Origin of the sequence: Pseudomonas sp. Ag1, from assembly GCF_000278565.1 — a bacterium.
GTDB lineage: Bacteria > Pseudomonadota > Gammaproteobacteria > Pseudomonadales > Pseudomonadaceae > Aquipseudomonas.
The window spans coordinates 50,996-71,808 of sequence record NZ_AKVH01000089.1 but is presented as its reverse complement, the minus strand read 5'-3'; the positions used below and the strand labels follow the sequence as shown (position 1 = coordinate 71,808).

The 20,813-nt window shown below is 61.1% G+C and carries 21 protein-coding genes; 10 read left to right on the top strand and 11 right to left on the bottom strand.

Annotated elements, in window-relative coordinates; all coding sequences use genetic code 11:
* Positions 1 to 41 precede the first annotated feature (41 nt).
* Together mprF and A462_RS21800 are read left to right on the top strand one after the other, a co-directional pair.
* Entirely contained in the window at positions 42 to 2,684 is a 2,643-nt protein-coding gene (mprF, locus tag A462_RS21795) for a bifunctional lysylphosphatidylglycerol flippase/synthetase MprF (RefSeq protein ID WP_008433574.1), read from the top strand.
* Complete coding sequence (locus A462_RS21800; RefSeq protein ID WP_003208620.1) at positions 2,684 to 3,970, top strand: virulence factor family protein; 1,287 nt, start codon at positions 2,684 to 2,686, stop codon at positions 3,968 to 3,970. Before mprF ends, A462_RS21800 begins: the two co-directional genes overlap by 1 nt.
* A 54-nt stretch (positions 3,971 to 4,024) precedes the next feature.
* Here the strand turns inward: A462_RS21800 and A462_RS21805 are convergent, their stop codons facing one another.
* Positions 4,025 to 5,926 carry a potassium transporter Kup gene (locus tag A462_RS21805; protein WP_003208622.1) on the bottom strand — a complete coding sequence of 634 codons (1,902 nt, stop codon included), beginning with the start codon at positions 5,924 to 5,926 and terminating at the stop codon, positions 4,025 to 4,027.
* Positions 5,927 to 6,227: 301 nt separating this feature from the next.
* On the opposite strand from A462_RS21805, the gene rimO reads away from it, so the two are divergent.
* The 5 genes from rimO to tsaA all read left to right on the top strand — a co-directional run bounded on the left by rimO (position 6,228) and on the right by tsaA (position 10,166).
* The gene (rimO, locus tag A462_RS21810; RefSeq protein WP_008433568.1) at positions 6,228 to 7,568 is read left to right on the top strand and encodes a 30S ribosomal protein S12 methylthiotransferase RimO; all 1,341 of its coding nucleotides are present in this window, start codon (positions 6,228 to 6,230) and stop codon (positions 7,566 to 7,568) included.
* A gap of 103 nt (positions 7,569 to 7,671) precedes the next feature.
* Positions 7,672 to 8,145 carry a GNAT family N-acetyltransferase gene (locus A462_RS21815; protein ID WP_003208626.1) on the top strand — a complete coding sequence of 158 codons (474 nt, stop codon included), beginning with the start codon at positions 7,672 to 7,674 and terminating at the stop codon, positions 8,143 to 8,145.
* 71 nt (positions 8,146 to 8,216) lie between these two features.
* The gene (locus tag A462_RS21820) at positions 8,217 to 8,927 is read left to right on the top strand and encodes an rRNA pseudouridine synthase (RefSeq protein WP_003208627.1); all 711 of its coding nucleotides are present in this window, start codon (positions 8,217 to 8,219) and stop codon (positions 8,925 to 8,927) included.
* Positions 8,928 to 9,004: 77 nt separating this feature from the next.
* Positions 9,005 to 9,466 carry a DUF1456 family protein gene (locus A462_RS21825; RefSeq protein WP_003208629.1) on the top strand — a complete coding sequence of 154 codons (462 nt, stop codon included), beginning with the start codon at positions 9,005 to 9,007 and terminating at the stop codon, positions 9,464 to 9,466.
* Positions 9,467 to 9,470: 4 nt separating this feature from the next.
* Positions 9,471 to 10,166 carry a tRNA (N6-threonylcarbamoyladenosine(37)-N6)-methyltransferase TrmO gene (gene tsaA / locus A462_RS21830; RefSeq protein ID WP_003208631.1) on the top strand — a complete coding sequence of 232 codons (696 nt, stop codon included), beginning with the start codon at positions 9,471 to 9,473 and terminating at the stop codon, positions 10,164 to 10,166.
* A 118-nt stretch (positions 10,167 to 10,284) separates the two neighbouring features.
* Here the strand turns inward: tsaA and fpr are convergent, their stop codons facing one another.
* Entirely contained in the window at positions 10,285 to 11,064 is a 780-nt protein-coding gene (gene fpr / locus A462_RS21835) for a ferredoxin-NADP reductase (protein ID WP_003189055.1), read from the bottom strand.
* A gap of 124 nt (positions 11,065 to 11,188) precedes the next feature.
* Here fpr and A462_RS21840 point away from each other — a divergent pair, with 124 nt between their 5' ends.
* Complete coding sequence (locus A462_RS21840) at positions 11,189 to 12,115, top strand: LysR family transcriptional regulator (protein WP_003208633.1); 927 nt, start codon at positions 11,189 to 11,191, stop codon at positions 12,113 to 12,115.
* Here the strand turns inward: A462_RS21840 and A462_RS21845 are convergent.
* From A462_RS21845 to A462_RS21855, 3 genes are all read right to left on the bottom strand, one after another.
* Positions 12,112 to 12,474 (bottom strand): diacylglycerol kinase, encoded by a 363-nt coding sequence (locus tag A462_RS21845; protein WP_003208635.1) that lies wholly within the window; start codon positions 12,472 to 12,474, stop codon positions 12,112 to 12,114. The two genes, A462_RS21840 and A462_RS21845, sit on opposite strands and share 4 nt — an antisense overlap.
* A 75-nt stretch (positions 12,475 to 12,549) precedes the next feature.
* A complete protein-coding gene (gene erdR, locus A462_RS21850) occupies positions 12,550 to 13,200 on the bottom strand; it encodes a response regulator transcription factor ErdR (protein ID WP_003208636.1) in 651 nt (216 codons plus the stop codon).
* Positions 13,201 to 13,454: 254 nt separating this feature from the next.
* On the bottom strand, positions 13,455 to 14,165 hold the full coding sequence (locus tag A462_RS21855; protein WP_003208638.1) for a tRNA-uridine aminocarboxypropyltransferase: 711 nt from the start codon (positions 14,163 to 14,165) through the stop codon (positions 13,455 to 13,457).
* A gap of 205 nt (positions 14,166 to 14,370) precedes the next feature.
* Between A462_RS21855 and A462_RS21860 the strand changes: the two genes are divergently transcribed.
* Positions 14,371 to 14,811: a PA3611 family quorum-sensing-regulated virulence factor gene (locus A462_RS21860; protein WP_003208640.1), complete on the top strand. Its 441-nt coding sequence runs from the start codon at positions 14,371 to 14,373 to the stop codon at positions 14,809 to 14,811.
* A gap of 375 nt (positions 14,812 to 15,186) precedes the next feature.
* Complete coding sequence (locus tag A462_RS21865; RefSeq protein WP_008433556.1) at positions 15,187 to 16,296, top strand: TIGR00730 family Rossman fold protein; 1,110 nt, start codon at positions 15,187 to 15,189, stop codon at positions 16,294 to 16,296.
* A 168-nt stretch (positions 16,297 to 16,464) separates the two neighbouring features.
* Here the strand turns inward: A462_RS21865 and recX are convergent, their stop codons facing one another.
* From recX to A462_RS21895, 6 genes are all read right to left on the bottom strand, one after another.
* On the bottom strand, positions 16,465 to 16,932 hold the full coding sequence (gene recX, locus A462_RS21870) for a recombination regulator RecX (RefSeq protein ID WP_003208644.1): 468 nt from the start codon (positions 16,930 to 16,932) through the stop codon (positions 16,465 to 16,467).
* Between the two features lie 8 nt (positions 16,933 to 16,940).
* Complete coding sequence (recA, locus tag A462_RS21875; protein WP_003208645.1) at positions 16,941 to 17,999, bottom strand: recombinase RecA; 1,059 nt, start codon at positions 17,997 to 17,999, stop codon at positions 16,941 to 16,943.
* 83 nt (positions 18,000 to 18,082) lie between these two features.
* A complete protein-coding gene (locus tag A462_RS21880; RefSeq protein WP_003208648.1) occupies positions 18,083 to 18,583 on the bottom strand; it encodes a CinA family protein in 501 nt (166 codons plus the stop codon).
* A 71-nt stretch (positions 18,584 to 18,654) separates the two neighbouring features.
* Entirely contained in the window at positions 18,655 to 19,146 is a 492-nt protein-coding gene (locus A462_RS21885) for a lysis system i-spanin subunit Rz (RefSeq protein WP_008433552.1), read from the bottom strand.
* Positions 19,134 to 19,691 carry a glycoside hydrolase family 19 protein gene (locus tag A462_RS21890; RefSeq protein WP_032899157.1) on the bottom strand — a complete coding sequence of 186 codons (558 nt, stop codon included), beginning with the start codon at positions 19,689 to 19,691 and terminating at the stop codon, positions 19,134 to 19,136. The genes A462_RS21885 and A462_RS21890 overlap by 13 nt, the downstream gene beginning before the upstream one ends.
* A 114-nt stretch (positions 19,692 to 19,805) precedes the next feature.
* The gene (locus A462_RS21895; RefSeq protein WP_008433548.1) at positions 19,806 to 20,813 is read right to left on the bottom strand and encodes a hypothetical protein; all 1,008 of its coding nucleotides are present in this window, start codon (positions 20,811 to 20,813) and stop codon (positions 19,806 to 19,808) included.

Below are 20,813 nucleotides of genomic sequence, written 5' to 3'. Positions count from 1 at the left end.
GGATACCTCCATCCTGTCGCGCACAATCCACGAGGTGATTGATGCGCGCCAACTCGTCTGAACCACAAGACTCTGTCACAGCGACACAACCGATCACTCCCACCCGTTTGCGCTGGCTGGATCTGTTGAGCAAATACCGCCAACCCATCGGGCTGGCCGTCACCTTGTTGCTGTTCGCAATCGCCCTTATCGCCTGTCGCCACCTGTTGCTTGAACTGGATCTGTACGCGCTCCACGATTCAATCCTTGAAGTACCCAAGCCTGCACTGCTGGGTGCGTTCGGTGCTGCTGTCGCCGGCTTTATCATTTTGTTGGGCTATGAATTTTCCGGTGCCCGTTATGCCGGCGTGAAGCTGCCTGCCAAGACTCTGGCCTACGGCGGCTTTACCGCATTCGCCATCGGTAACGCGATTGGTCTGTCGATGCTCTCGGGCGGCTCGGTACGCTACCGTTTATATGCACGGTATGGCATCGGCGCTTCGGAAGTGGCACGCATGACCGTGTTTGCCAGCCTGGCCCTGGGTTGCGCCCTGCCGCCGCTCGCTGCGCTGGCCACCCTGAGCAACCTGCCTGCCGCGTCCAATGCCTTGCATCTACCCGCCAGCCTGCTCGGCGGCATCGCCGGCGCTGTGTTGCTGTTAACAGCCGCACTGTGCATCGGCATCTACCGCCGCCGCCTGCCGGAACAACCGTATCCGGACAACCTGCTGGTCAGGGCCGGGCGTCGCACCTTGCGCCTGCCGGGCCGTCGCCTGACCTTCCTGCAACTGATCATCACTGCCCTCGACGTGGCTGCGGCCGCTACCGTGCTGTATATGCTGCTGCCGGAAGCGCCGCCCTTTGGCCCGTTCCTGCTGGTGTACCTGCTGGCCCTGGCCGCCGGTGTGCTCAGCCATGTACCCGGTGGCGTCGGGGTGTTCGAAGCAATCCTGCTGGCTGCCTTCGCCGACAAGCTCGGTGCCGCGCCACTGGCGGCCGCACTGCTGCTGTACCGGATGATCTATGTGGTGCTGCCGCTGTTGATCGCTTGTGTGTTCCTGCTGGTCAATGAAGCCCAGCGCCTGTTCCATACGCAACAAAGCCTGCGCGCGGCCTCCGGCCTCGCTGCGCCGATCCTGGCCGTACTGGTTTTTTTGTCAGGCGTGGTCCTGCTGTTTTCCGGCGCAACCCCGGAAATCGACTCACGCCTGGAAAACATCGGCTTCCTGATTCCTCATCGCCTGATTGACGCTTCGCACTTTGGTGCCAGCCTGATCGGCGTGCTCTGCCTTCTGTTGGCCCAGGGCCTGCGTCGACGGTTGTCCGCGGCGTGGATGCTGACCATGGTGCTGCTGCTGACCGGCGCCCTGCTCTCCCTGCTCAAGGGTTTCGACTGGGAAGAAGCCAGCCTGATGACCATGACGGCGGTGCTGCTGGCGATCTTCCGGCGCTCGTTCTATCGCGCCAGCCGCCTGACCGAACTGCCGTTCTCGCCGCTGTACCTGGTGGCCAGCGTGTGCGTACTCGGTGCGTCAATCTGGCTGCTGTTGTTCGCCTACCAGGACGTGCCCTATAGCCATCAGTTGTGGTGGCAGTTCACCCTCGACGCCAACGCCCCGCGGGGCCTGCGTTCGCTGCTGGGCGCGGCCGTGGTGCTGGTGGTGGTGTCGCTGACCTGGCTGCTGCGTACCGCGCGCCCGATCATCCACTTGCCGACACCGGATGAGCTGGAGCGCGCCACCAAGATCCTGATGAACTCTGCACAACCCGACGGCGGCCTGGCGCTGACCGGCGACAAGGCCCTGCTGTTTCACCCCAACGACGAAGCGTTCCTGATGTACGCTCGTCGCGGTCGCAGCCTGGTGGCCTTGTACGATCCGATTGGCCCGACCCTGCAACGGGCCGAGATGATCTGGCAGTTCCGCGACCTGTGCGACATTCACCACGCCCGCCCGGTGTTCTACCAGGTGCGCGCGGAGAACCTGCCGTACTACATGGACATCGGCCTCACCGCGATCAAACTGGGTGAAGAAGCCCGGGTCGACCTCAAACGCTTTGACCTGGAAGCCAAGGGCAAAGAGATGAAGGACCTGCGCTACACCTGGAACCGCGGGACCCGTGATGGCTTGTCCCTGGAGATCCACGAACCCGGCCAGGCCCCGATGGAGGAGTTGAAAGTCATCTCCGACGCATGGCTGACCGGCAAGAACGTGCGGGAAAAAGGCTTTTCCCTTGGACGATTCAGCGACGACTACCTCAAGCACTTTCGTATTGCGATCATTCGCTTCGAAGGGCGCCCGGTAGCGTTTGCGAACCTGCTTGAGACCTACAGCCACGACCTGGCCAGTCTCGACCTGATGCGTGCGCACCCGGACGCGCCGAAACTGACCATGGAATTCATGATGGTCGGCCTGATTCAACATTATAAGAACCATGGCTACGCCCGCTTCAGCCTCGGCATGGTGCCGTTGTCGGGCCTGCAACCACGACGTGGCGCCCCGCTGACCCAACGCCTGGGCTCGATGGTGTTCCGCCGTGGCGAGCAACTGTATAACTTCCAAGGCTTGCGCCGCTTCAAAGACAAGTTCCAGCCTGACTGGGAACCCCGTTATATGGCCGTGCCCGCAGGACTTGATCCGCTGGTGGCACTGGCCGACACCGCCGCCCTGATTGCGGGCGGCTTGACTGGATTGGTGAAACGCTGATGATTCGACGCTCCTGGCGGTATGTATTGGCATTTTTGGTGGTACTGGCACTGATCCTCGGTGGCGGCTACTGGTACTGGAACCGCCCTGCACCGCAACCGACTCTGGAACAACTGCCCCAGGCCGATGGCACGGTCCTGACCCGCGTCACCCCGGGTACCGCGCCCAAGGCCCGCGTGGCCGTGGCCGTGCTGGCCGACGAAACCCTGACCGACAGCCAACTGATCGCCCTGAGCCAGGGCGGCGCAGCGCAGATCGTCCAGGTGATCCTGCCCAAGGACGACTGCAAGCTGCAGGAACAAGCCCTGCAAACCGCCCTGGGCCAGCTTGCCGGCCCGGCGACCCTGGTCAGCGGCATCGGCCCTGGCGCAGCCCTGGCCTGGCGCTGGCTGGCCGCACAGAACGACGACAAGGCCAATGCCATCTCCGTCGGCTTCGCGCTGGCGCAGCCAGGCTGCAACGACCCGTTGCCGAAGACTTCGGCCCACGGTAGCTGGCTGGTGGCCTGGAACGATAACCCTGACGACGATGCTGCCAGCTTCGTACGCGATACACCGCGTGCTACCACCAGCATCAGCGACTACGACGTTCACTACCCGCAAGTGCTGAACAACGAGCTGCGCAAGCAACTGGTAGGCTCGGACAACGGCGGCCTGGCGATCCCGGTGGTCGAAGTGCCGGCTGGGCAGGCCAAGGACACCGTCACCCTGTTCCTCTCCGGTGACGGCGGCTGGCGTGACCTGGACCGCGACGTGGCCGGTGAAATGGCCAAGATCGGCTACCCGGTGGTGGGCATCGATACCCTGCGCTACTACTGGCAGCACAAGACCCCGGAACAAAGCGCCAAGGACCTCGCCGAGCTGATGCAGCACTATCGGCAGAAATGGGGCACCAAGCGCTTCGTGCTGACCGGCTACTCGTTCGGCGCCGACGTGCTGCCGGCCATCTACAACCGCCTGCCGGAAAACGAGCAGCAGCGTGTAGACGCGATCATCCTGCTGGCCTTCGCCCGCACCGGTAGCTTCGAGATCGAAGTGGAAGGCTGGCTGGGCAACGCCGGCAAGGAAGCTGCGACCGGCCCGGAAATGGCCAAGCTGCCGGCCGACAAGGTGGTGTGCATCTACGGTGCCGAAGAAGTCGACGAGAGTGGCTGCACCGACAAGACCGCTGTCGGCGAAGCCGTGAAGCTGCCTGGCGGCCATCACTTCGACGAGAACTACCCGGCGCTGGCCAAGCGTCTGGTAGACATCATCGAGAAGCGCCAGGGCAAGACCCCGGCCGAATAAGCGCCCACAAAAAAGCCCCCGCTGCCGCAAGGCACCGGGGGCTTTTTGTTGGGCTTACATTTCTACTTGAGTGCCGAGCTCGATCACCCGGTTAACCGGCAACTTGAAGAAGCGCAAGTTGCCGTTGGCGTTCTTCAGCATGAACGCGAACAACCCTTCGCGCCAACGCGCCATGCCCTTGATGCGGGACGCGATCACGGTTTCGCGGCTGAGGAAGTAGGTGGTGCGCATCGGGCTGAAGTCCAGGTCATCCAGATGGCACAGCTTCAGCGCTTCGGGCACGTCCGGTTCATCGACGAAACCAAAGTGCAGGATCACCCGGAAGAAGCCCTCGCCATAGGAATCGACCTCGAAACGACGCTGGGCCGGTACACGCGGGATGTCTTCGTAGACCACCGTCAACAGCACCACCTGCTCATGCAGCACCTGGTTGTGCAGCAAGTTATGCAGCAAGGCGTGGGGCACGGCATCCGGGCGTGCGGTCAGGAACACCGCCGTGCCTTGCACGCGATGAGGCGGCTGCACACGGATACTGCTGATAAAGATCGGCAGCGGCAGCCCACCTTCGTCCAGCCGGTCCACCAGCAGCTCCTTGCCGCGCTTCCAGGTGGTCATGAGGATAAACAACACAATCCCCGCCAATACCGGAAACGCACCACCCTGCACGATCTTCGGCACGTTGGCGGCAAAGAACAGCCCATCCACCAACAGGAAACCGATCAACACCGGGATAGCCAGTACCGGCGGCCATTTCCACAGCAACAGCATCACCGCCGACACCAGAATGCTGGTGATCAACATGGTGCCCGTCACCGCCACACCGTAGGCCGAAGCCAGGGCGTTGGAGGACTCGAAGCCCAGCACCAGCAGGATCACGCCCACCATCAGTGACCAGTTCACCGCGCCGATGTAGATCTGGCCTTGCTCGGCGCTGGAAGTGTGCTGGATATGCATGCGCGGGATGTAACCGAGCTGGATCGCCTGACGGGTCAGGGAGAACGCCCCGGAGATCACCGCCTGGGAAGCAATCACGGTGGCTAAAGTGGACAACGCCACCAGCGGGACCAGAGCCCACTCCGGTGCCAGCAGGTAGAACGGGTTGCGGGCTGCCTCTGGATTTTCCAGCAGCAGCGCGCCCTGGCCAAAGTAGTTGAGCACCAACGCCGGCAGCACCAGGGCGAACCAGGCACGGGCAATCGGCTTGCGTCCGAAGTGGCCCATGTCGGCGTACAGCGCTTCGGCGCCGGTCAATGCCAGTACCACCGCACCGAGAATCGCCACGCCCATGCCAGGGTGAACGATGAAGAAGCGCACGCCCCACACAGGGTTGAGGGCGTTGAGCACCTCAGGGTGCTGGATGATTCCATGGATGCCCAGGCCGGCCAACACCAGGAACCACAGCACCATCACCGGGCCGAACAGCTTGCCGATGCGGTCCGTGCCATGTTTCTGGATCAGGAACAGCCCCACCAGCACCACCAGCGAAAGCGGCACCACCCAGCGCTCAAGGCCATCAAACGCCAGTTCCAGGCCTTCGACCGCCGACAATACCGAGATCGCCGGGGTGATCATGCTGTCGCCGTAAAACAGCGCCGCACCGATCAGGCCGAGAATCACCAGCACCGAACGCAACTTGGGGTAAGGTGCCGCCGCCCGCCGGGCCAAAGCCGTCAGGGCCATGATGCCGCCCTCGCCCTGGTTATCCGCGCGCAGGATAAACAGCACGTACTTGATCGAAACGACCCAGACCAGCGACCAGAAAATCAGCGCCAGGATCCCGAAGACCCCGTCGTGATTGACCTGAACCCCATAACCGCCAGCAAACACCTCTTTAAGGGTGTAGAGCGGGCTGGTGCCGATATCGCCGTAAACCACCCCCACTGCCGCCACCAGCATGCCGATCGGCTTTGCGTTGGACTGCTCGGCACCTGCTGCCTGACTACTTGCCTGACCCATCAACCACTCCTGCCCTTTGACCTGCGGTCTTTTATAAACAGCGCGCCTGCTGCGGGCGCCTATGCTGTCCACAGCATGCGCTGTTTTACTTCTCGTTACAGACGATTTATTGACCGAGGAAATTCACTCAGGTGCAACGGCGCGAAGCATAGCGCAGCACTCGTCGTATTTCCCTGCATAAAGCTGGTCAAGAGCGATTCCCGTCGCTAGAATTGCGCACTTTTTGATCAGAGGCACACCAAGTGCCCATCCGCCACCTTTCGTGCACGACGGGCGGCGTCATTCAATACCGAGGTTAGACATGTCCACCACCATCGCAAAAGCCAACCCCAAGGTCGGCTTTGTATCCCTGGGTTGCCCAAAGGCTCTGGTCGACTCCGAACGCATCCTTACGCAACTGCGCATGGAAGGCTATGACGTCGTGTCCACCTACCAGGACGCGGACGTGGTGGTGGTCAACACTTGCGGCTTCATTGACTCGGCCAAGGCCGAGTCCCTGGAAGTGATCGGCGAAGCCATCAAGGAAAACGGCAAGGTGATCGTCACCGGCTGCATGGGCGTGGAAGAAGGCGCCATCCGCAACGTGCACCCGAGCGTGCTGGCCGTGACCGGCCCGCAGCAGTACGAGCAAGTGGTCAACGCCGTGCACGACGTAGTGCCGCCGCGCCAGGACCACAACCCGCTGATCGACCTGGTGCCGCCGCAGGGCATCAAGCTGACGCCGCGCCACTACGCCTACCTGAAGATTTCCGAAGGCTGCAACCACAGCTGCAGCTTCTGCATCATCCCGTCGATGCGCGGCAAACTGGTGAGCCGCCCGGTGGGCGACGTGCTGGACGAGGCCCAGCGCCTGGTCAAATCCGGCGTGAAAGAGCTGCTGGTGATCTCCCAGGACACCAGCGCCTACGGCGTCGACGTCAAATACCGCACTGGCTTCTGGAACGGCGCGCCGGTGAAAACCCGCATGACCGAACTCTGCGAAGCCCTGAGCAGCCTCGGCGTATGGGTGCGCCTGCACTACGTTTACCCGTACCCGCACGTTGACGAGTTGGTCCCGCTGATGGCCGCCGGCAAGATCCTGCCGTACCTGGACATCCCGTTCCAGCACGCCAGCCCGAAAATCCTCAAGGCCATGAAACGCCCGGCCTTCGAAGACAAGACCCTGGCGCGCATCAAGAACTGGCGCGAGATCTGCCCGGACCTGATCATCCGCTCCACCTTCATCGTCGGCTTCCCCGGCGAAACCGAAGAAGACTTCCAGTACCTGCTGGACTGGCTGACCGAGGCCCAGCTGGACCGCGTCGGCTGCTTCCAGTACTCGCCGGTGGAAGGTGCTCCGGCCAACCTGCTGGACGCTGCCATCGTGCCGGACGACGTCAAGCAGGACCGTTGGGAGCGCTTCATGGCGCACCAGCAGGCCATCAGCTCGGCGCGCCTGCAACTGCGCATCGGCCGTGAGATCGAAGTACTGATCGACGAAGTCGACGAGCAAGGCGCTGTAGGCCGCTGCTTCTTCGATGCGCCGGAAATCGACGGTAACGTGTTCATCGACGATGCCAGCGGCCTGAAGCCAGGCGACAAGGTCTGGTGCACCGTGACCGACGCCGACGAGTACGACCTGTGGGCTGAAAAACGCGCATAAGGTGTAAAGAATTGAAAAAGCCCTGCCTCTGGACAAGATGCGGGGCTTTTTTAGGTCTATCGTTTTGCCCATCAGCGCCAATCATCGGCAAGGGGCAGCGGGCATGCGTCAGCATTCGGTTATCCATACACCCAAATCCAGCGACTATCAGGAACTGACCCGCATCTGGGAGGCTTCGGTGCGGGCCACCCATGACTTCCTGCCGGACAGTTACATCGAGTTGCTGAAAAACCTGGTGCTGACCCGCTACCTCGACGCGGTGATGCTGATCTGCACCAAGGACTCGCGCCAGCGCATCACCGGGTTTGCCGGGGTGGCCGCGGGCAAGGTCGAGATGCTGTTTATCGACCCCGAGCACCGTGGCCAGGGCCTGGGCCGGCAATTGCTGCGCTATGCCATCGAGTCGATGAATGCCGATCAACTGGACGTCAACGAACAGAACCCGCAGGCCCTGGGCTTTTACTTCAAGCAAGGCTTTGAGGTGATCGGACGCACGGACCATGACGGCATGGGCCAGCCTTATCCGTTGCTGCACATGCGTTTGCGCCAGGCCCAGCCACAGGCGCGTCGCGGCTAAATGAAATGGAGCCGGGATTAACCGGCGCCACACAGGTACAATAGCCGCCCCCTTTTGTTTCGGCCCTTGTCATGACTGAACCCTTACGCCTCTCCAAACGCCTCATCGAACTGGTCGGTTGCTCCCGTCGGGAGGCTGAGCTGTTCATCGAAGGCGGCTGGGTCACGGTGGACGGCGAAGTGATCGACGAGCCGCAGTTCAAGGTCACCACCCAGAAGGTCGAGCTTGACCCTGAGGCCAAGGCCACAGCGCCGGAGCCGGTGACCATCCTGTTCCACGCCCCCGCCGGCGTGGATGCCGAGACAGCCATGGCGTCGATCAACGCCGAGACCCTGTCGGAAGAACACCGCTTCAGCAAGCGCCCGCTCAAGGGCCACTTCCTGCGCCTGACCGCCAGCAGTGACCTGCAAGCCAAGGCCAGCGGCCTGCTGGTGTTCACCCAGGACTGGAAGATTTTGCGCAAGCTGACCGCTGACGCGAACAAGATCGAACAGGAATACGTGGTGGAGGTGTCCGGCGACATGGTCGCCCACGGCCTGAACCGCCTCAACCATGGCCTGACCTACAAAGGTAAGGAATTGCCGGCGGTGAAAGCCAGCTGGCAGAACGAGAACCGCCTGCGCTTTGCGCTGAAAAACCCGCAACCGGGTGTGATTGCCTTGTTCTGCGAAGCCGTCGGCCTGAAAGTCGTCGCCATTCGACGCATCCGCATTGGCGGAGTCTCCATCGGCAAAGTGCCGGTAGGCCAATGGCGCTATCTGTCCGGCAAAGAAAAGTTCTAAGACTTTTTTCGCCGCCGAATCTCTCGATACCGCCTGCCTGGGCGGTGTCCACAGTTGAATGACCAGGATTGCCCACCATGATTCACAACGACGTACTGCGCAGCGTGCGCTACATGCTCGACATCAGCGACAACAAGATGGTCGAGATCATCAAGCTCGGCGGCATGGAAGTCACCAAGGACGACCTGCTGACCTACCTCAAGAAAGACGAGGAAGAAGGCTTCGTGTTCTGCCCGGACGAAGTCATGGCGCATTTCCTCGATGGCCTGGTGATCTTCAAGCGCGGCAAGGACGAGAGCCGTCCACCGCAGCCGATCGAACTGCCGGTGACCAACAACATCGTCCTGAAGAAACTGCGCGTGGCCTTCGAATTGAAAGAAGACGACATGCACGCGATCCTCAAGGCTTCGGAGTTTCCGGTGTCCAAGCCTGAGCTGAGCGCGCTGTTCCGCAAGTTCGGCCACACCAACTACCGCACCTGTGGTGACCAGCTGTTGCGCAACTTCCTCAAGGGCCTGACCCTGCGCGTTCGCGCCTAAACCCGTGAACTACAGCGTCTCGCCCATCGGCTTTGTCCGCTCCTGCTTCAAGGAGAAGTTCGCCATCCCGCGCCAGCCACAACTGGCGCCTGCCGCCCGGGGCGTGCTGGAGTTGGTGGCGCCATTCGACCAGGGTGAGGCGGTGCAGGGTTTGGAACAGGTCAGCCATGTGTGGCTGCTGTTCCTGTTCCACCAGGCGCTGGAAGACAAGCCCCGCCTGAAAGTGCGCCCGCCTCGCCTGGGTGGCAACACGTCCATGGGCGTGTTCGCCACCCGCGCGACGCACCGGCCCAACGGCATCGGCCAGTCAGTGGTCAAGCTGGACAAGGTGGAAGATGGGCGCCTGTGGATATCCGGGATCGACCTGCTGGATGGCACACCGATTCTCGACATCAAGCCGTACGTGCCGTACGCAGACATAGTTGACACTGCGACCAACAGCATCGCCAGCGCTGCGCCACAGCTGATTCCCGTGCAGTGGCTGAAGACTGCGCTGCAACAGGCAGAAGGCCACGCTCAGCGCCTTGGCGAGCCATTGGTGGCGTTGATCGAGCAGTGCCTGGCGCAGGATCCACGGCCGGCGTACCAGACGCCGGGGCCGGAGCGGGAATACGGGGCGCAGTTCTGGGATGTTGATGTGCGCTGGCACTATCCCGAAGCCGGGATGATTTGTGTGCTGGAAGTCGTGTCGGCCGGGTAAACCGGAAACAAATGTGGGAGCGGGCTTGCTCGCGAAAGCGGTGGATCAGTCAATACATCTGGTGACTGTTACACCGCTTTCGCGAGCAAGCCCGCTCCCACATTTTTTTGCGTCGCGCTTATTTCTCGACGAACGCACGCTCGATCAGGTAGTCGCCCGGCTCACGCATACGCGGGGAAACCTTCAAACCGAAGCTGTTGAGCACTTCGCTGGTTTCATCCAGCATGCTTGGGCTGCCGCACAGCATGGCGCGGTCGTCTTCAGGATTGATCGGCGGCAGGCCGATGTCACTGAACAGCTTGCCGCTGCGCATCAGGTCGGTCAGGCGGCCCTCGTTTTCGAACGGCTCACGGGTCACGGTCGGGTAGTAGATCAACTTGTCACGCAGGGCCTCGCCGAAGAACTCGTTCTGCGGCAGGTGCTCGGTGATGAATTCGCGGTAGGCGACTTCGTTGACGTAACGCACGCCGTGGCACAGGATCACTTTTTCGAAACGCTCGTAGGTTTCCGGGTCCTGGATCACGCTCATGAACGGCGCCAGGCCAGTGCCGGTGCTGAGCAGGTACAGGTGTTTGCCCGGCTTCAAATCGTCAAGCACCAGGGTGCCCGTCGGTTTTTTGCTGATGATGATCTCGTCGCCTTCCTTCAAGTGCTGCAATTGGGAAGTCAGCGGGCCATCAGGCACCTTGATGCTGAAAAACTCCAGATGCTCTTCCCAGTTCGGGCTGGCAATCGAGTAAGCGCGCATGAGCGGGCGGCCGTTGGGCTGTTGCAGGCCGATCATCACGAACTGACCGTTCTCGAAGCGCAGGCCCGGATCGCGGGTGCACTTGAAGCTGAACAGAGTGTCGTTCCAGTGATGAACACTGAGGACACGCTCGTGGTTCATGTTGCTCATGTACGGGGGACTCCTGGAAATGGGTCTGCGCCAAATGATGGATGCGCAATTGCACAGCATTCTAATGGCGGCGACAATATCTGTTAACTGGATTATTAAGATAAGGGTTATCGGTTATATCGATATGCGATTTACTCTACGTCAACTGCAAGTCTTCGTCGCCGTCGCCCAGCAGGAAAGCGTCTCGCGCGCTGCTGGCCTTCTGGCCTTATCTCAATCCGCCGCCAGCACGTCGATTACCGAGCTGGAGCGTCAATCCAGCTGCCAGTTGTTCGACCGCGCGGGCAAACGCCTGAGCCTCAACGCCCTCGGTCACCAGCTATTGCCCCAGGCGGTGGCACTGCTGGACCAGGCCAAGGAGATCGAGGACCTGCTCAACGGCAAGTCGGGCTTCGGCTCCCTGGCGGTCGGGGCCACGCTGACCATCGGCAACTACCTGGCCACGCTGCTGATCGGCAGCTTCATGCAGCAGCATCCCGAGAGCCAGGTGAAGCTGCATGTGCAGAACACTGCGCATATCGTGCATCAGGTGGCGCACTACGAAATTGATCTGGGTCTAATCGAAGGCGACTGCAGCCACCCGGACATCGAGGTGCAAACCTGGGTGGAAGATGAACTGGTGGTGTTCTGCGCCCCCCAGCATCACTTGGCCAAGCGCGGCCAGGCGACCATGGAAGAGCTGACCCATGAAGCCTGGATCCTGCGGGAACAAGGCTCTGGAACACGCCTGACCTTTGACCAGGCCATGCGGCATCACCGCAGCGCGCTGAATATCCGCCTGGAGCTGGAACACACCGAGGCAATCAAACGCGCGGTGGAATCAGGCTTGGGGATTGGCTGCATTTCCCGGCTGGCGCTGCGCGACGCCTTCCGGCGTGGCAGCCTGGTACCGGTGGAAACCCCGGACCTGGACCTGGCCCGGCAGTTCTACTTCATCTGGCACAAGCAGAAGTACCAGACCTCGGCGATGCGCGAATTCCTCGAGCTGTGCCGGTCGTTCACCGCCGGGGTGCAGCGCAGCGACGAGATTGTACTGCCGACCATTGCCTAGATCAGGATCACGGCCCACACCAGGGTAATCATAGTCAGCGCTACGAACTGCGCGGCGCTGCCCATGTCCTTGGCGTTTTTCGACAAGGGGTGCAGGTCCAGGGAAATCCGGTCGATCGCCGCTTCGACGGCGGAGTTGAGCAACTCGACGATCAACGCCAGCAGGCACACGGCGATCAGCAGCGCCCGCTCTACCCGGCTGACGTTAAGGAAGAAACTCAGCGGGATCAGGATGACATTGAGCAACACCAGCTGACGAAACGCCGCCTCGCCGGTGAAAGCAGCACGCAGGCCATCCAGGGAATATCCGCCTGCGTTGAAAATACGTTTGATACCGGTTTGACCCTTGAAAGGCGACATAGAGTAGGCAACTGAGCAAAAAGGTGTGGGGAAACTAGAGTAAGCAAAGTCAAAAAAACGTGAATGAACAGCGTCTTAATGCTGCGAAATTGACTCAAGTTGTTGCAAGAGCAGCGCCGCCTGGGTTCGCGTACGTACGCCGAGCTTGCGGAAGATCGCCGTGACGTGAGCCTTGATGGTCGCTTCCGACACGCTCAGCTCGTAGGCAATCTGTTTGTTCAATAGACCTTCGCAGACCATGGTCAATACGCGGAACTGCTGGGGCGTGAGGCTGGCCAGGCCATCACGTGCGGCCTTGGCTTCGTCGGAGACGTTGATCTCTTCAAAGGCCTGCGGCGGCCAGGAGACATCGCCATCCAGCACCGTGCGCACGGCTTTCTGGATGTCTTCCATGGAGCTGGACTTGGGAATGAAACCACTGGCACCGAACTCCTTGGAGCGCACCACCACCGACGCCTCTTCCTGGGCCGATACCATCACCACCGGTATCTGCGGGTATTGCCCACGCAGCAGCACCAGCCCGGAAAAACCGTAGGCACCCGGCATGTTCAGGTCCAGCAGGACCAGGTCCCAGTCGGACTTTTCGGTAAGGCGGGTTTCCAGCTCGGCAATGCTGGCGACTTCGACGAGGCGTACATCCGGCCCCAGGCCCAACGTGACCGCCTGGTGCAGCGCACTGCGAAACAGCGGGTGGTCATCGGCAATCAGGATTTCGTATGTGGCCATTTATTAAATGATCCTGTTTTTTAGGGCGGCACTGATGGGTTCAGTGCTCGCCAACGCGCAAGGTGGCTGCCAGGCCAGCAGTCACCAGAGGGCGCGCTCAACGTCAAAAAGCGACGTATCCAATCTGTGACAGCGCCCCAATCGGCGCCAAGCATGCCCAGCGTAGCCTGGGTGGTCAAGCGCTACGCCCGTGGCTATTTTAGCGGGCTGCGCGTTTGCGCGGCCATCATGCAAAGGTCGGCTGGCCATGACACCTATAGATAAGGTGCAAGGCGAGTATGGACGACATCGGCCGGGTCCAGCGCCAGTTGAAACTTGGCGGCCAGGTAGTGAGTGCTGAATACGTCCAGATAGGCATCCAGGACTTCACTGGCTGCGGCATCTTCAGCCAGCTCCAGGCACAGCGCGGCGACTTCGGCGGTGCAGAAGTGGTCATCACGCTTGGAGCGACGCAGCTTGTAGCGCGACAGTTGCTCGGGCGCCAGGCTCAGCACCGGCAAGTGCTCCAGGTACGGGCTCTTGCGGAACATCTTGCGCGCCTCGCTCCAGGTGCCGTCCAGCAAAATGAACAGCGGGCGCTTGCCCTCCTCCAGCCTGACCTGATGGACCACCCGCTCCGGGGCCACGAATTCGCCGGGAAAGACGATGTATGGCTGCCATTGCGGGTCGGCCAGCAAGGTCAGCAACTCCGGCTCAACCTCAGTGCGCGACCAGGGGAACGCGGTCGTGTCGTTGATCACATCGGCAATCAGCCAGCCGGTGTTGCTGGGTTTCATCGGCTCTACGTCGTGCATCAGCAGGCACATGCCGGATCTGGCCTGGACCTTGGGCCGCCAGGCGCACAGGCAGTACTCGGGAATCACCCGGCAGCCGGGGCAGCGTTCGGCCCGCGAGCCTCGCGCTACAAACGGTTTTACGGCACGGGCCAGGCGCTGCGTGCGCAAACGGGAGACGGCATGGCTCATCGGGTGCGCCGCAGGGAAGTGGAAATCGACACGGATAGAACTCGGAAGGCAAAAGTTACCGCAGTTTACCAGAGCCGCCCCCGGCCACCTGCACTTCCCGGCAATAGGCTGGCCCTAGGGACAAGCGGTCACCTATAATCCCGCGCCACTGAACGCACAGCGCAGTGGCTGGTCTATGCACCAGTAACCGAATCAGGAGAGTTTCATGCTGCGTCTTATGCCACGCCTTGTAGTTCCGTCCGTCGCCCTCGCGCTGGTGTTGCCTCTGGGTGCCCAAGCGGCCTCGTTGCTGGAGGCTCAACTGAACAGGAAGCTGCAAAGCGTCGCAGAGGAAACCAACAAAGAACTGCCACGGGAAATTGACGAAAAGACCCTGGAAGTTGCCTACACCGTTGAAGGCTTGCAGCTGATTGACCATTTGAGCGTACTGCCCGACCGCGCCGAGCAAATGCGCGCCAACCCCAAGGCTGTGTACTTCCAGCTCGGCCAAAGTGTGTGCCTGAACAAGGGTTACCGCGAGCTGATGGCCAAGGGCGCGATCATGCGCTATGAAATCACCGAGAACAAAACCAACCGCCCGGTAGCTTCGGTGAAGTTCCAGGAAGCAGATTGCCCGGCACCGGCTGCCGCGAAGAAGAAAAAGTAAGTGACACCTCCTGTCGCGCGCCGCTGACCAGCGGCGCGCAATATCCCCCTCTGCACTCTCTGCCATTGTCCGCTCGCGGCAGCGTCTAAACTCCCTCAGAAGTGATCAATAAGCGGTTGCCAGCCAAGACTTTATAGGCTCATGATCAATTCATCCTGAACGCCTGGAACATCGGGTTTTCACACCGTCCTGTAACATTTTCAGGGCAAAAGAGGGTTGCCCTCCTGAGCGTGCAATGCAAAGGTTTTTAATCATAAGGAATATACAGAACCGGTATCGCCCACCTCGTTAATCAGAGGCAACGACACATGCAGTGTCGTGGTCCCGACGAATTTCTCGCCGGCACCCAGGGTTCTGTGAAGAAGGAGAAGTTGAATGCCTTACGAACCGAATGAACTCCTGATCCGTCAATTTGAAGAAAACGGCACCGACCTCACGCAGCAGGTCGACGCGCAACTCCACTTGATTGCGCCCAACAGCCCAAATATCCCCCTTTATCGCGACATGATCTTCACCGTGTTGCGCATGGCCCAGGACGACCGCAGCCGCTGGAATGCCAAGATCACCTTGCAGGCGATCCGGGAACTGGACCACGCCTTCCGCGTGCTCGAACAGTTCAAGGGGCGGCGCAAAGTCACGGTGTTCGGCTCGGCGCGCACGCCGGTGGAAAGCCCGCTGTACGCATTGGCCCGGGAAGTGGGCGCGGTCCTGGCCCGTTCGGACCTGATGGTGATCACCGGCGGTGGCGGCGGCATCATGGCGGCGGCCCACGAGGGTGCCGGCCTGGAGCACAGCCTGGGGTTCAACATCACCCTGCCCTTTGAACAGCACGCCAACCCGACCATCGATGGCACCGAGAACCTGCTGTCCTTCCACTTCTTCTTTACCCGCAAGCTGTTCTTCGTCAAGGAAGCCGACGCCTTGATCCTGTGCCCGGGCGGTTTCGGTACCCTGGATGAAGCGCTGGAGGTGCTGACCCTGATCCAGACCGGCAAAAGCCCGCTGGTACCGGTGGTACTGCTGGATGCACCGGGCGGTAGCTTCTGGCAAGGCGCACTGGACTTTATCCGCAGCCAGCTTGAGGCCAATCGCTACATCCTGCCCACCGACCTCAAGCTGGTTCGCCTGGCGTACAGCGCCGAAGAGGCGGTGGACGAAATCAACCAGTTCTACGCCAACTTTCACTCCACCCGCTGGCTGAAGCGCCAGTTTGTGATTCGCATGAATCATCCGTTGAGTGACCGCGCACTGGCCCACCTGCAGGAGGCGTTCGCCGGCCTTCGCCTCAGTGGCGACTTCCAACAAATCGCGTACACCGGCGAAGAGCATGACGAGCCAAGCTTCAGCCATCTGACGCGGCTGGTGTTCAACTTCAACGGGCGTGATCAGGGACGGTTGCGGGAATTGGTGGATTACATCAACTTGCCGGAAAACTGGGCCCAGGCTCAGGGAAAACCGCAGCAGCGGGTGACGGAGACGGCGTGACCTGACACGGAAACGAAAAAAGGCCCGCTATTTTCATAGTGGGCCTTTTGGGTTGTGTCAGGTAGAACGATGCGCAGGTTGGGGCCGCTGCGCAGCCCAGCGGGAGCAAGCTCCCTCGCCACACCAAGCCCCGCAATGATCAGAGCAACCATTTACCAGGCGCAGCCTTCAGTCATCCATATCCCGACCGCTCAACAGGCGACTGATCATCTCCATCGAAAACCCGCGATAACTCAGGAAGCGACCTTGCTTAGCCCGCTCACGCGCATCAATAGGCAGATGACCGGCAAACTTGCGCCGCCAGGTTTCTTCCAGTTGTGCCTGCCAACTGATGCCGCACTCACGCAACGCGAGTTCGATATCAGCACGCTGCAGGCCACGCTGGCTCAGCTCTTCACGAATTCGTGCAGGGCCATAGCCGGATCGGGCTCGGTAGGAGACGAAACTTTCGAGGTAACGGGACTCCGACAGCAGCCCTTCTTCCGTCAAACGGTCAAGGGCTGCGTCGATCATCTCGGGATCTGCGCCACGCTGACGCAGCTTACGCGTCAGCTCGACTCGACCATGCTCGCGCCGTGCGAGCAGGTCCATTGCAGTGCGCCTTACGGCGACGGGTGTATCCAGGACAACGCTCATCGTTTGCTTCAGATGTCAGTGTCGACTTCTTCTACTTCTTCAACCGGCTCGCGGTTGGCGGCAGCCTTGACGTCAGGTGCCGGGGTCAGCAACTTGTCGCGGATCTGCTTCTCGAGCGTAGCGGCAACATCCGGGTTATCCGCAAGGAACTTGGCCGAGTTGGCCTTGCCCTGGCCGATCTTGCTGCCGTTGTAGGCATACCAGGCACCGGATTTCTCGACGAAACCGTGCAGCACGCCCAGGTCGATCATCTCGCCGTTCAGGTAGATACCCTTGCCGTAGAGAATCTGGAACTCGGCCTGACGGAACGGCGGGGCCACCTTGTTCTTCACGACTTTAACGCGGGTTTCGCTACCGACAACCTCGTCACCTTCCTTCACCGCGCCGGTACGACGGATGTCCAGACGGACCGAAGCGTAGAACTTCAGCGCGTTACCACCGGTGGTGGTTTCCGGGCTGCCGAACATCACGCCGATCTTCATCCGGATCTGGTTGATGAAGATCACCAGGCAGTTGGCGTTCTTGATGTTACCGGTGATTTTACGCAGGGCCTGGGACATCAAGCGGGCTTGAAGGCCCACGTGCATGTCGCCCATTTCGCCTTCGATTTCAGCCTTGGGTACCAGGGCTGCCACGGAGTCGACCACGATCACGTCGATGGCGTTGGAGCGCACCAGCATGTCGGTGATTTCCAGCGCTTGCTCACCGGTGTCCGGTTGCGAAACCAGCAGGTCGTCAACGTTGACGCCCAGCTTGCCGGCGTATTCAGGATCCAGGGCGTGCTCGGCATCGACGAACGCACAGGTGGCGCCCATTTTTTGTGCCTGGGCAATCACCGACAGGGTCAGGGTGGTTTTACCGGAAGATTCAGGACCGTAGATCTCAACGATACGGCCTTTTGGCAGGCCGCCAATGCCGAGCGCGATGTCCAGCCCCAGAGAGCCAGTGGAGATAGCCGGGATCGCCTGACGGTCGTGATCGCCCATACGCATTACGGCACCCTTGCCGAATTGACGTTCGATCTGACCCAGGGCCGCAGCCAAGGCTTTCTTCTTGTTGTCGTCCATTAAAGTCCTCACGTAATCAATAAGGCCTGGCGGCCAACACCTGTATAAGTAGACAGTATTGTTCCACAAAGATCCGTGATCGCCTACCCCTGATTTTCTATTTCTGCTGCAGCTCGTCGCAACAAGCCCTCTAGCGCGGCCTTTACCGTTTGTCGGCGGACCTCGTCGCGGTTGCCGGGGAAGTGTTCGAGCTCGGCGGTAACCTCATCGCCCACGCCCCACGCCAGCCATACGGTGCCCACCGGCTTGTCCGGCGAACCGCCATCGGGCCCGGCCACGCCGCTGACTGCCACGGCAAAACGCGCCAGGCTTTTCTCCTGGGCGCCCCGCACCATCGCCTCCACCACTTCGCGACTGACGGCACCGACCTTGGGGAACAGGGCCTCCGGCACATTCAGCTGCCGGGTCTTCTGGCGATTGGAATACGTGACATAGCCCGCCTCGAACCAGGCCGAACTCCCGGGAATCCGCGTGATTGCCTCGGCGATACCGCCGCCGGTGCACGACTCGGCCGTCGTGACGTGGGCATTGAGAACCTGCAAGCGTCGGCCAAGTTCAGCGGCGAGTTGAGTAATTTCCTTCACGGTCATCTCCTGGAGTGGACGGGCGTTTGCCTACCCTACAGGAGCCCATGGGCCATGCAAGTTACAAGAGACTAACGCGCGACGGCCCGGACATACGCCTGGCAGGCGCGCAAGGCGATCATTGCGTTGTCGCCGTCGTCGGTGATGCCGATAATTCGTTGAGCATGCGCCGGGTCAAGTCGGGCTCGCGGGGCGCCATGAACCACGCCGCCGGGGGTGGCGGTGGCTGGCATTGGGCAGCCGCTGGCTGAATCGCTGGCGTCGAGAAGGACTGACAACCGCACATCAGCAGTGGCCAGGCGATCCCGCAGGTGAGCCTGAGCGCGTTGTGCATCGGAAAGCTCCCGGGTGTGTTGTTGGTCGCTGGCGCTGAGTTGTTGCTCCAGTGCCAGCCGTTTGTCCTGTTCGGCCTGTTGTTGCTGGCTGAGTGCTGCGGCATGCAGAGCCTGCAGGTGCTCGAGTTGTGCGCCATATCGCCAAGCCTGTACCTGCCAGGCAACACCCGCCGAAACTGCGAACAACAGGCAAAACCCAAGCAGGCGATACGACGTCAGGAAGCCCATGACACCGCCTTCGCCCGCGCCCACAGTTGCATACGGTTCTCCAGACCGTTGAGGCCACCATTGATGCGCCGGGTGATCGTGGTGAACTGGTCCTGGTCAGCCAACTCGTTCAAGCCATTGCGCTGCCAGAACCACGCGGCAGATTCGCACGCCCATTGCGGCGTCTCCAGCAACTCCGGTTGGTGCAACAAACGCTCATCGCCGAACAGTGCCTGACTGCACGCCAGGTAGTTGCGCCGGCCGGTGATCTGGATCAGGCCGCGGCCGCGATACTTCTGGCCGTCGCCATCAGTTTCCGGGGAGTTGCCAAGGCGGGCGGCCAAGGTACCGGTGTCGTATTTGCTCAGGTATTGATCGCTGCCCAGCTCACGTACGTAGCGCAGTTCGCCGGATTCGTGGCCGATTTGGGCGAGGAAGGCGGCGATGCGTTTGGGTGTGGTGATTTGGTGACGTGCAGTAGCCTCGTTTAAAGGAGCTAAAAAAATGCCCGCTCTAAGGCGGGCTCCAGGCATTACCTGGATAAGTTGAGGGAGTGTTATCAGCATCGTTTTTTACTCTCACACGCCCAGATATTTACTGAGCAACAGCGTCCAACCAAGGCCATCCAGCGGGCCGTTTGGCTATCGAGGGGATAGGGTAGAAGGAACCGATCGAGCACGTCATTGCGGTGACGACAATCCGTTCGCCTTGATCGTGCATCGGTAGCTTTCCTTGCGTTTGCCGACGGCCGTCAGCGTGTCGATGGACCAGCGCCCCTGCATGAAGCCGGGCCAGGTTTCATCCAGCACCAGCAGCCCTTCGGCCTGGAACGCCGGGTTGCCGGGGCATATCACATTGATCTGCAGGCCTTCACGGCTAACTCGGCGCATCTCGCCTTCGGCCGCCGTCCTGGCTTCGTCTTCGCTCTGGTAGCGCTGGGCAAGGACTTTGAACGGCGCACCGCCCACCTCCACCTCACGTTTCTTGCAGGTAGCGGCATCCCACCAGGACGCCTTGGCCCCTTCGAACTTGGCCCGGCTGGTCTCGGTAAAACTGGCGCTGATAAACGCGCGGTCGCCCGGACGGTTATCACGAGTGACCGACAGCCGCACTTCTTGCAGCGGCTTGCCCGACAGCGAGGTGATCTGGCCTTTACGGCCCAGCACATACAGCTCGTCGACAGGCTTGGCCACCGCATCAAAACGCTTGGCAAGCCGGGTCAGGAAGCTCATGTCGCTTTCGTTGGTCTGGTCGATGTGAGCGATCGTTTCAGCGTCCAGATCCGGCGCGACCCTGGGTGAGAATCCATAACGTATGGTCAGTTGGCGGAACAGTGCGCCCAGGGTGGTTGGCCCATGGCTGGCTGTGCGGCGCTGTTTGAATTCGTCCTGGTCGAACGGCGCCGCCGTGGCCACCAGCACCAGGCGCAGGGGGAACAGGTACGGGGTGCGCTGGGTAATCTTGAAGAGCCCCTTGTCCTCCAGGCCGGTCTCCAGGTAACCGACCCGCAGGCCGATCCTCCCACCCAGGCTGGGCAATCCCTCAAGCCCTTCGATGTCGAGGGTCAGCTTGAGCTGGTCGGAGACGAAGCCTGCGGCATCGGTGTGTTCCCACTCCAGTAATCGCTCGTTGAGCAGCGCGGCATTGGTCCCGTAAATTTCCACCGCCGGTGTGAATCCAAGTGCCAT

Excerpts from the sequence above, each read along its gene's own strand:
- mprF (WP_008433574.1), top strand. The coding sequence starts at position 42 with ATGCGCGCCAACTCGTCTGAACCACAAGACTCTGTCACAGCGACACAA.
- A462_RS21800 (WP_003208620.1), top strand. The coding sequence starts at position 2,684 with ATGATTCGACGCTCCTGGCGGTATGTATTGGCATTTTTGGTGGTACTG.
- A462_RS21805 (WP_003208622.1), bottom strand. The coding sequence starts at position 5,926 with ATGGGTCAGGCAAGTAGTCAGGCAGCAGGTGCCGAGCAGTCCAACGCA.
- rimO (WP_008433568.1), top strand. The coding sequence starts at position 6,228 with ATGTCCACCACCATCGCAAAAGCCAACCCCAAGGTCGGCTTTGTATCC.
- A462_RS21815 (WP_003208626.1), top strand. The coding sequence starts at position 7,672 with ATGCGTCAGCATTCGGTTATCCATACACCCAAATCCAGCGACTATCAG.
- A462_RS21820 (WP_003208627.1), top strand. The coding sequence starts at position 8,217 with ATGACTGAACCCTTACGCCTCTCCAAACGCCTCATCGAACTGGTCGGT.
- A462_RS21825 (WP_003208629.1), top strand. The coding sequence starts at position 9,005 with ATGATTCACAACGACGTACTGCGCAGCGTGCGCTACATGCTCGACATC.
- fpr (WP_003189055.1), bottom strand. The coding sequence starts at position 11,064 with ATGAGCAACATGAACCACGAGCGTGTCCTCAGTGTTCATCACTGGAAC.
- A462_RS21840 (WP_003208633.1), top strand. The coding sequence starts at position 11,189 with ATGCGATTTACTCTACGTCAACTGCAAGTCTTCGTCGCCGTCGCCCAG.
- A462_RS21845 (WP_003208635.1), bottom strand. The coding sequence starts at position 12,474 with ATGTCGCCTTTCAAGGGTCAAACCGGTATCAAACGTATTTTCAACGCA.
- erdR (WP_003208636.1), bottom strand. The coding sequence starts at position 13,200 with ATGGCCACATACGAAATCCTGATTGCCGATGACCACCCGCTGTTTCGC.
- A462_RS21855 (WP_003208638.1), bottom strand. The coding sequence starts at position 14,165 with ATGAGCCATGCCGTCTCCCGTTTGCGCACGCAGCGCCTGGCCCGTGCC.
- A462_RS21860 (WP_003208640.1), top strand. The coding sequence starts at position 14,371 with ATGCTGCGTCTTATGCCACGCCTTGTAGTTCCGTCCGTCGCCCTCGCG.
- A462_RS21865 (WP_008433556.1), top strand. The coding sequence starts at position 15,187 with ATGCCTTACGAACCGAATGAACTCCTGATCCGTCAATTTGAAGAAAAC.
- recX (WP_003208644.1), bottom strand. The coding sequence starts at position 16,932 with ATGAGCGTTGTCCTGGATACACCCGTCGCCGTAAGGCGCACTGCAATG.
- recA (WP_003208645.1), bottom strand. The coding sequence starts at position 17,999 with ATGGACGACAACAAGAAGAAAGCCTTGGCTGCGGCCCTGGGTCAGATC.
- A462_RS21885 (WP_008433552.1), bottom strand. The coding sequence starts at position 19,146 with ATGGGCTTCCTGACGTCGTATCGCCTGCTTGGGTTTTGCCTGTTGTTC.
- A462_RS21890 (WP_032899157.1), bottom strand. The coding sequence starts at position 19,691 with ATGCTGATAACACTCCCTCAACTTATCCAGGTAATGCCTGGAGCCCGC.
- A462_RS21895 (WP_008433548.1), bottom strand. The coding sequence starts at position 20,813 with ATGGCACTTGGATTCACACCGGCGGTGGAAATTTACGGGACCAATGCC.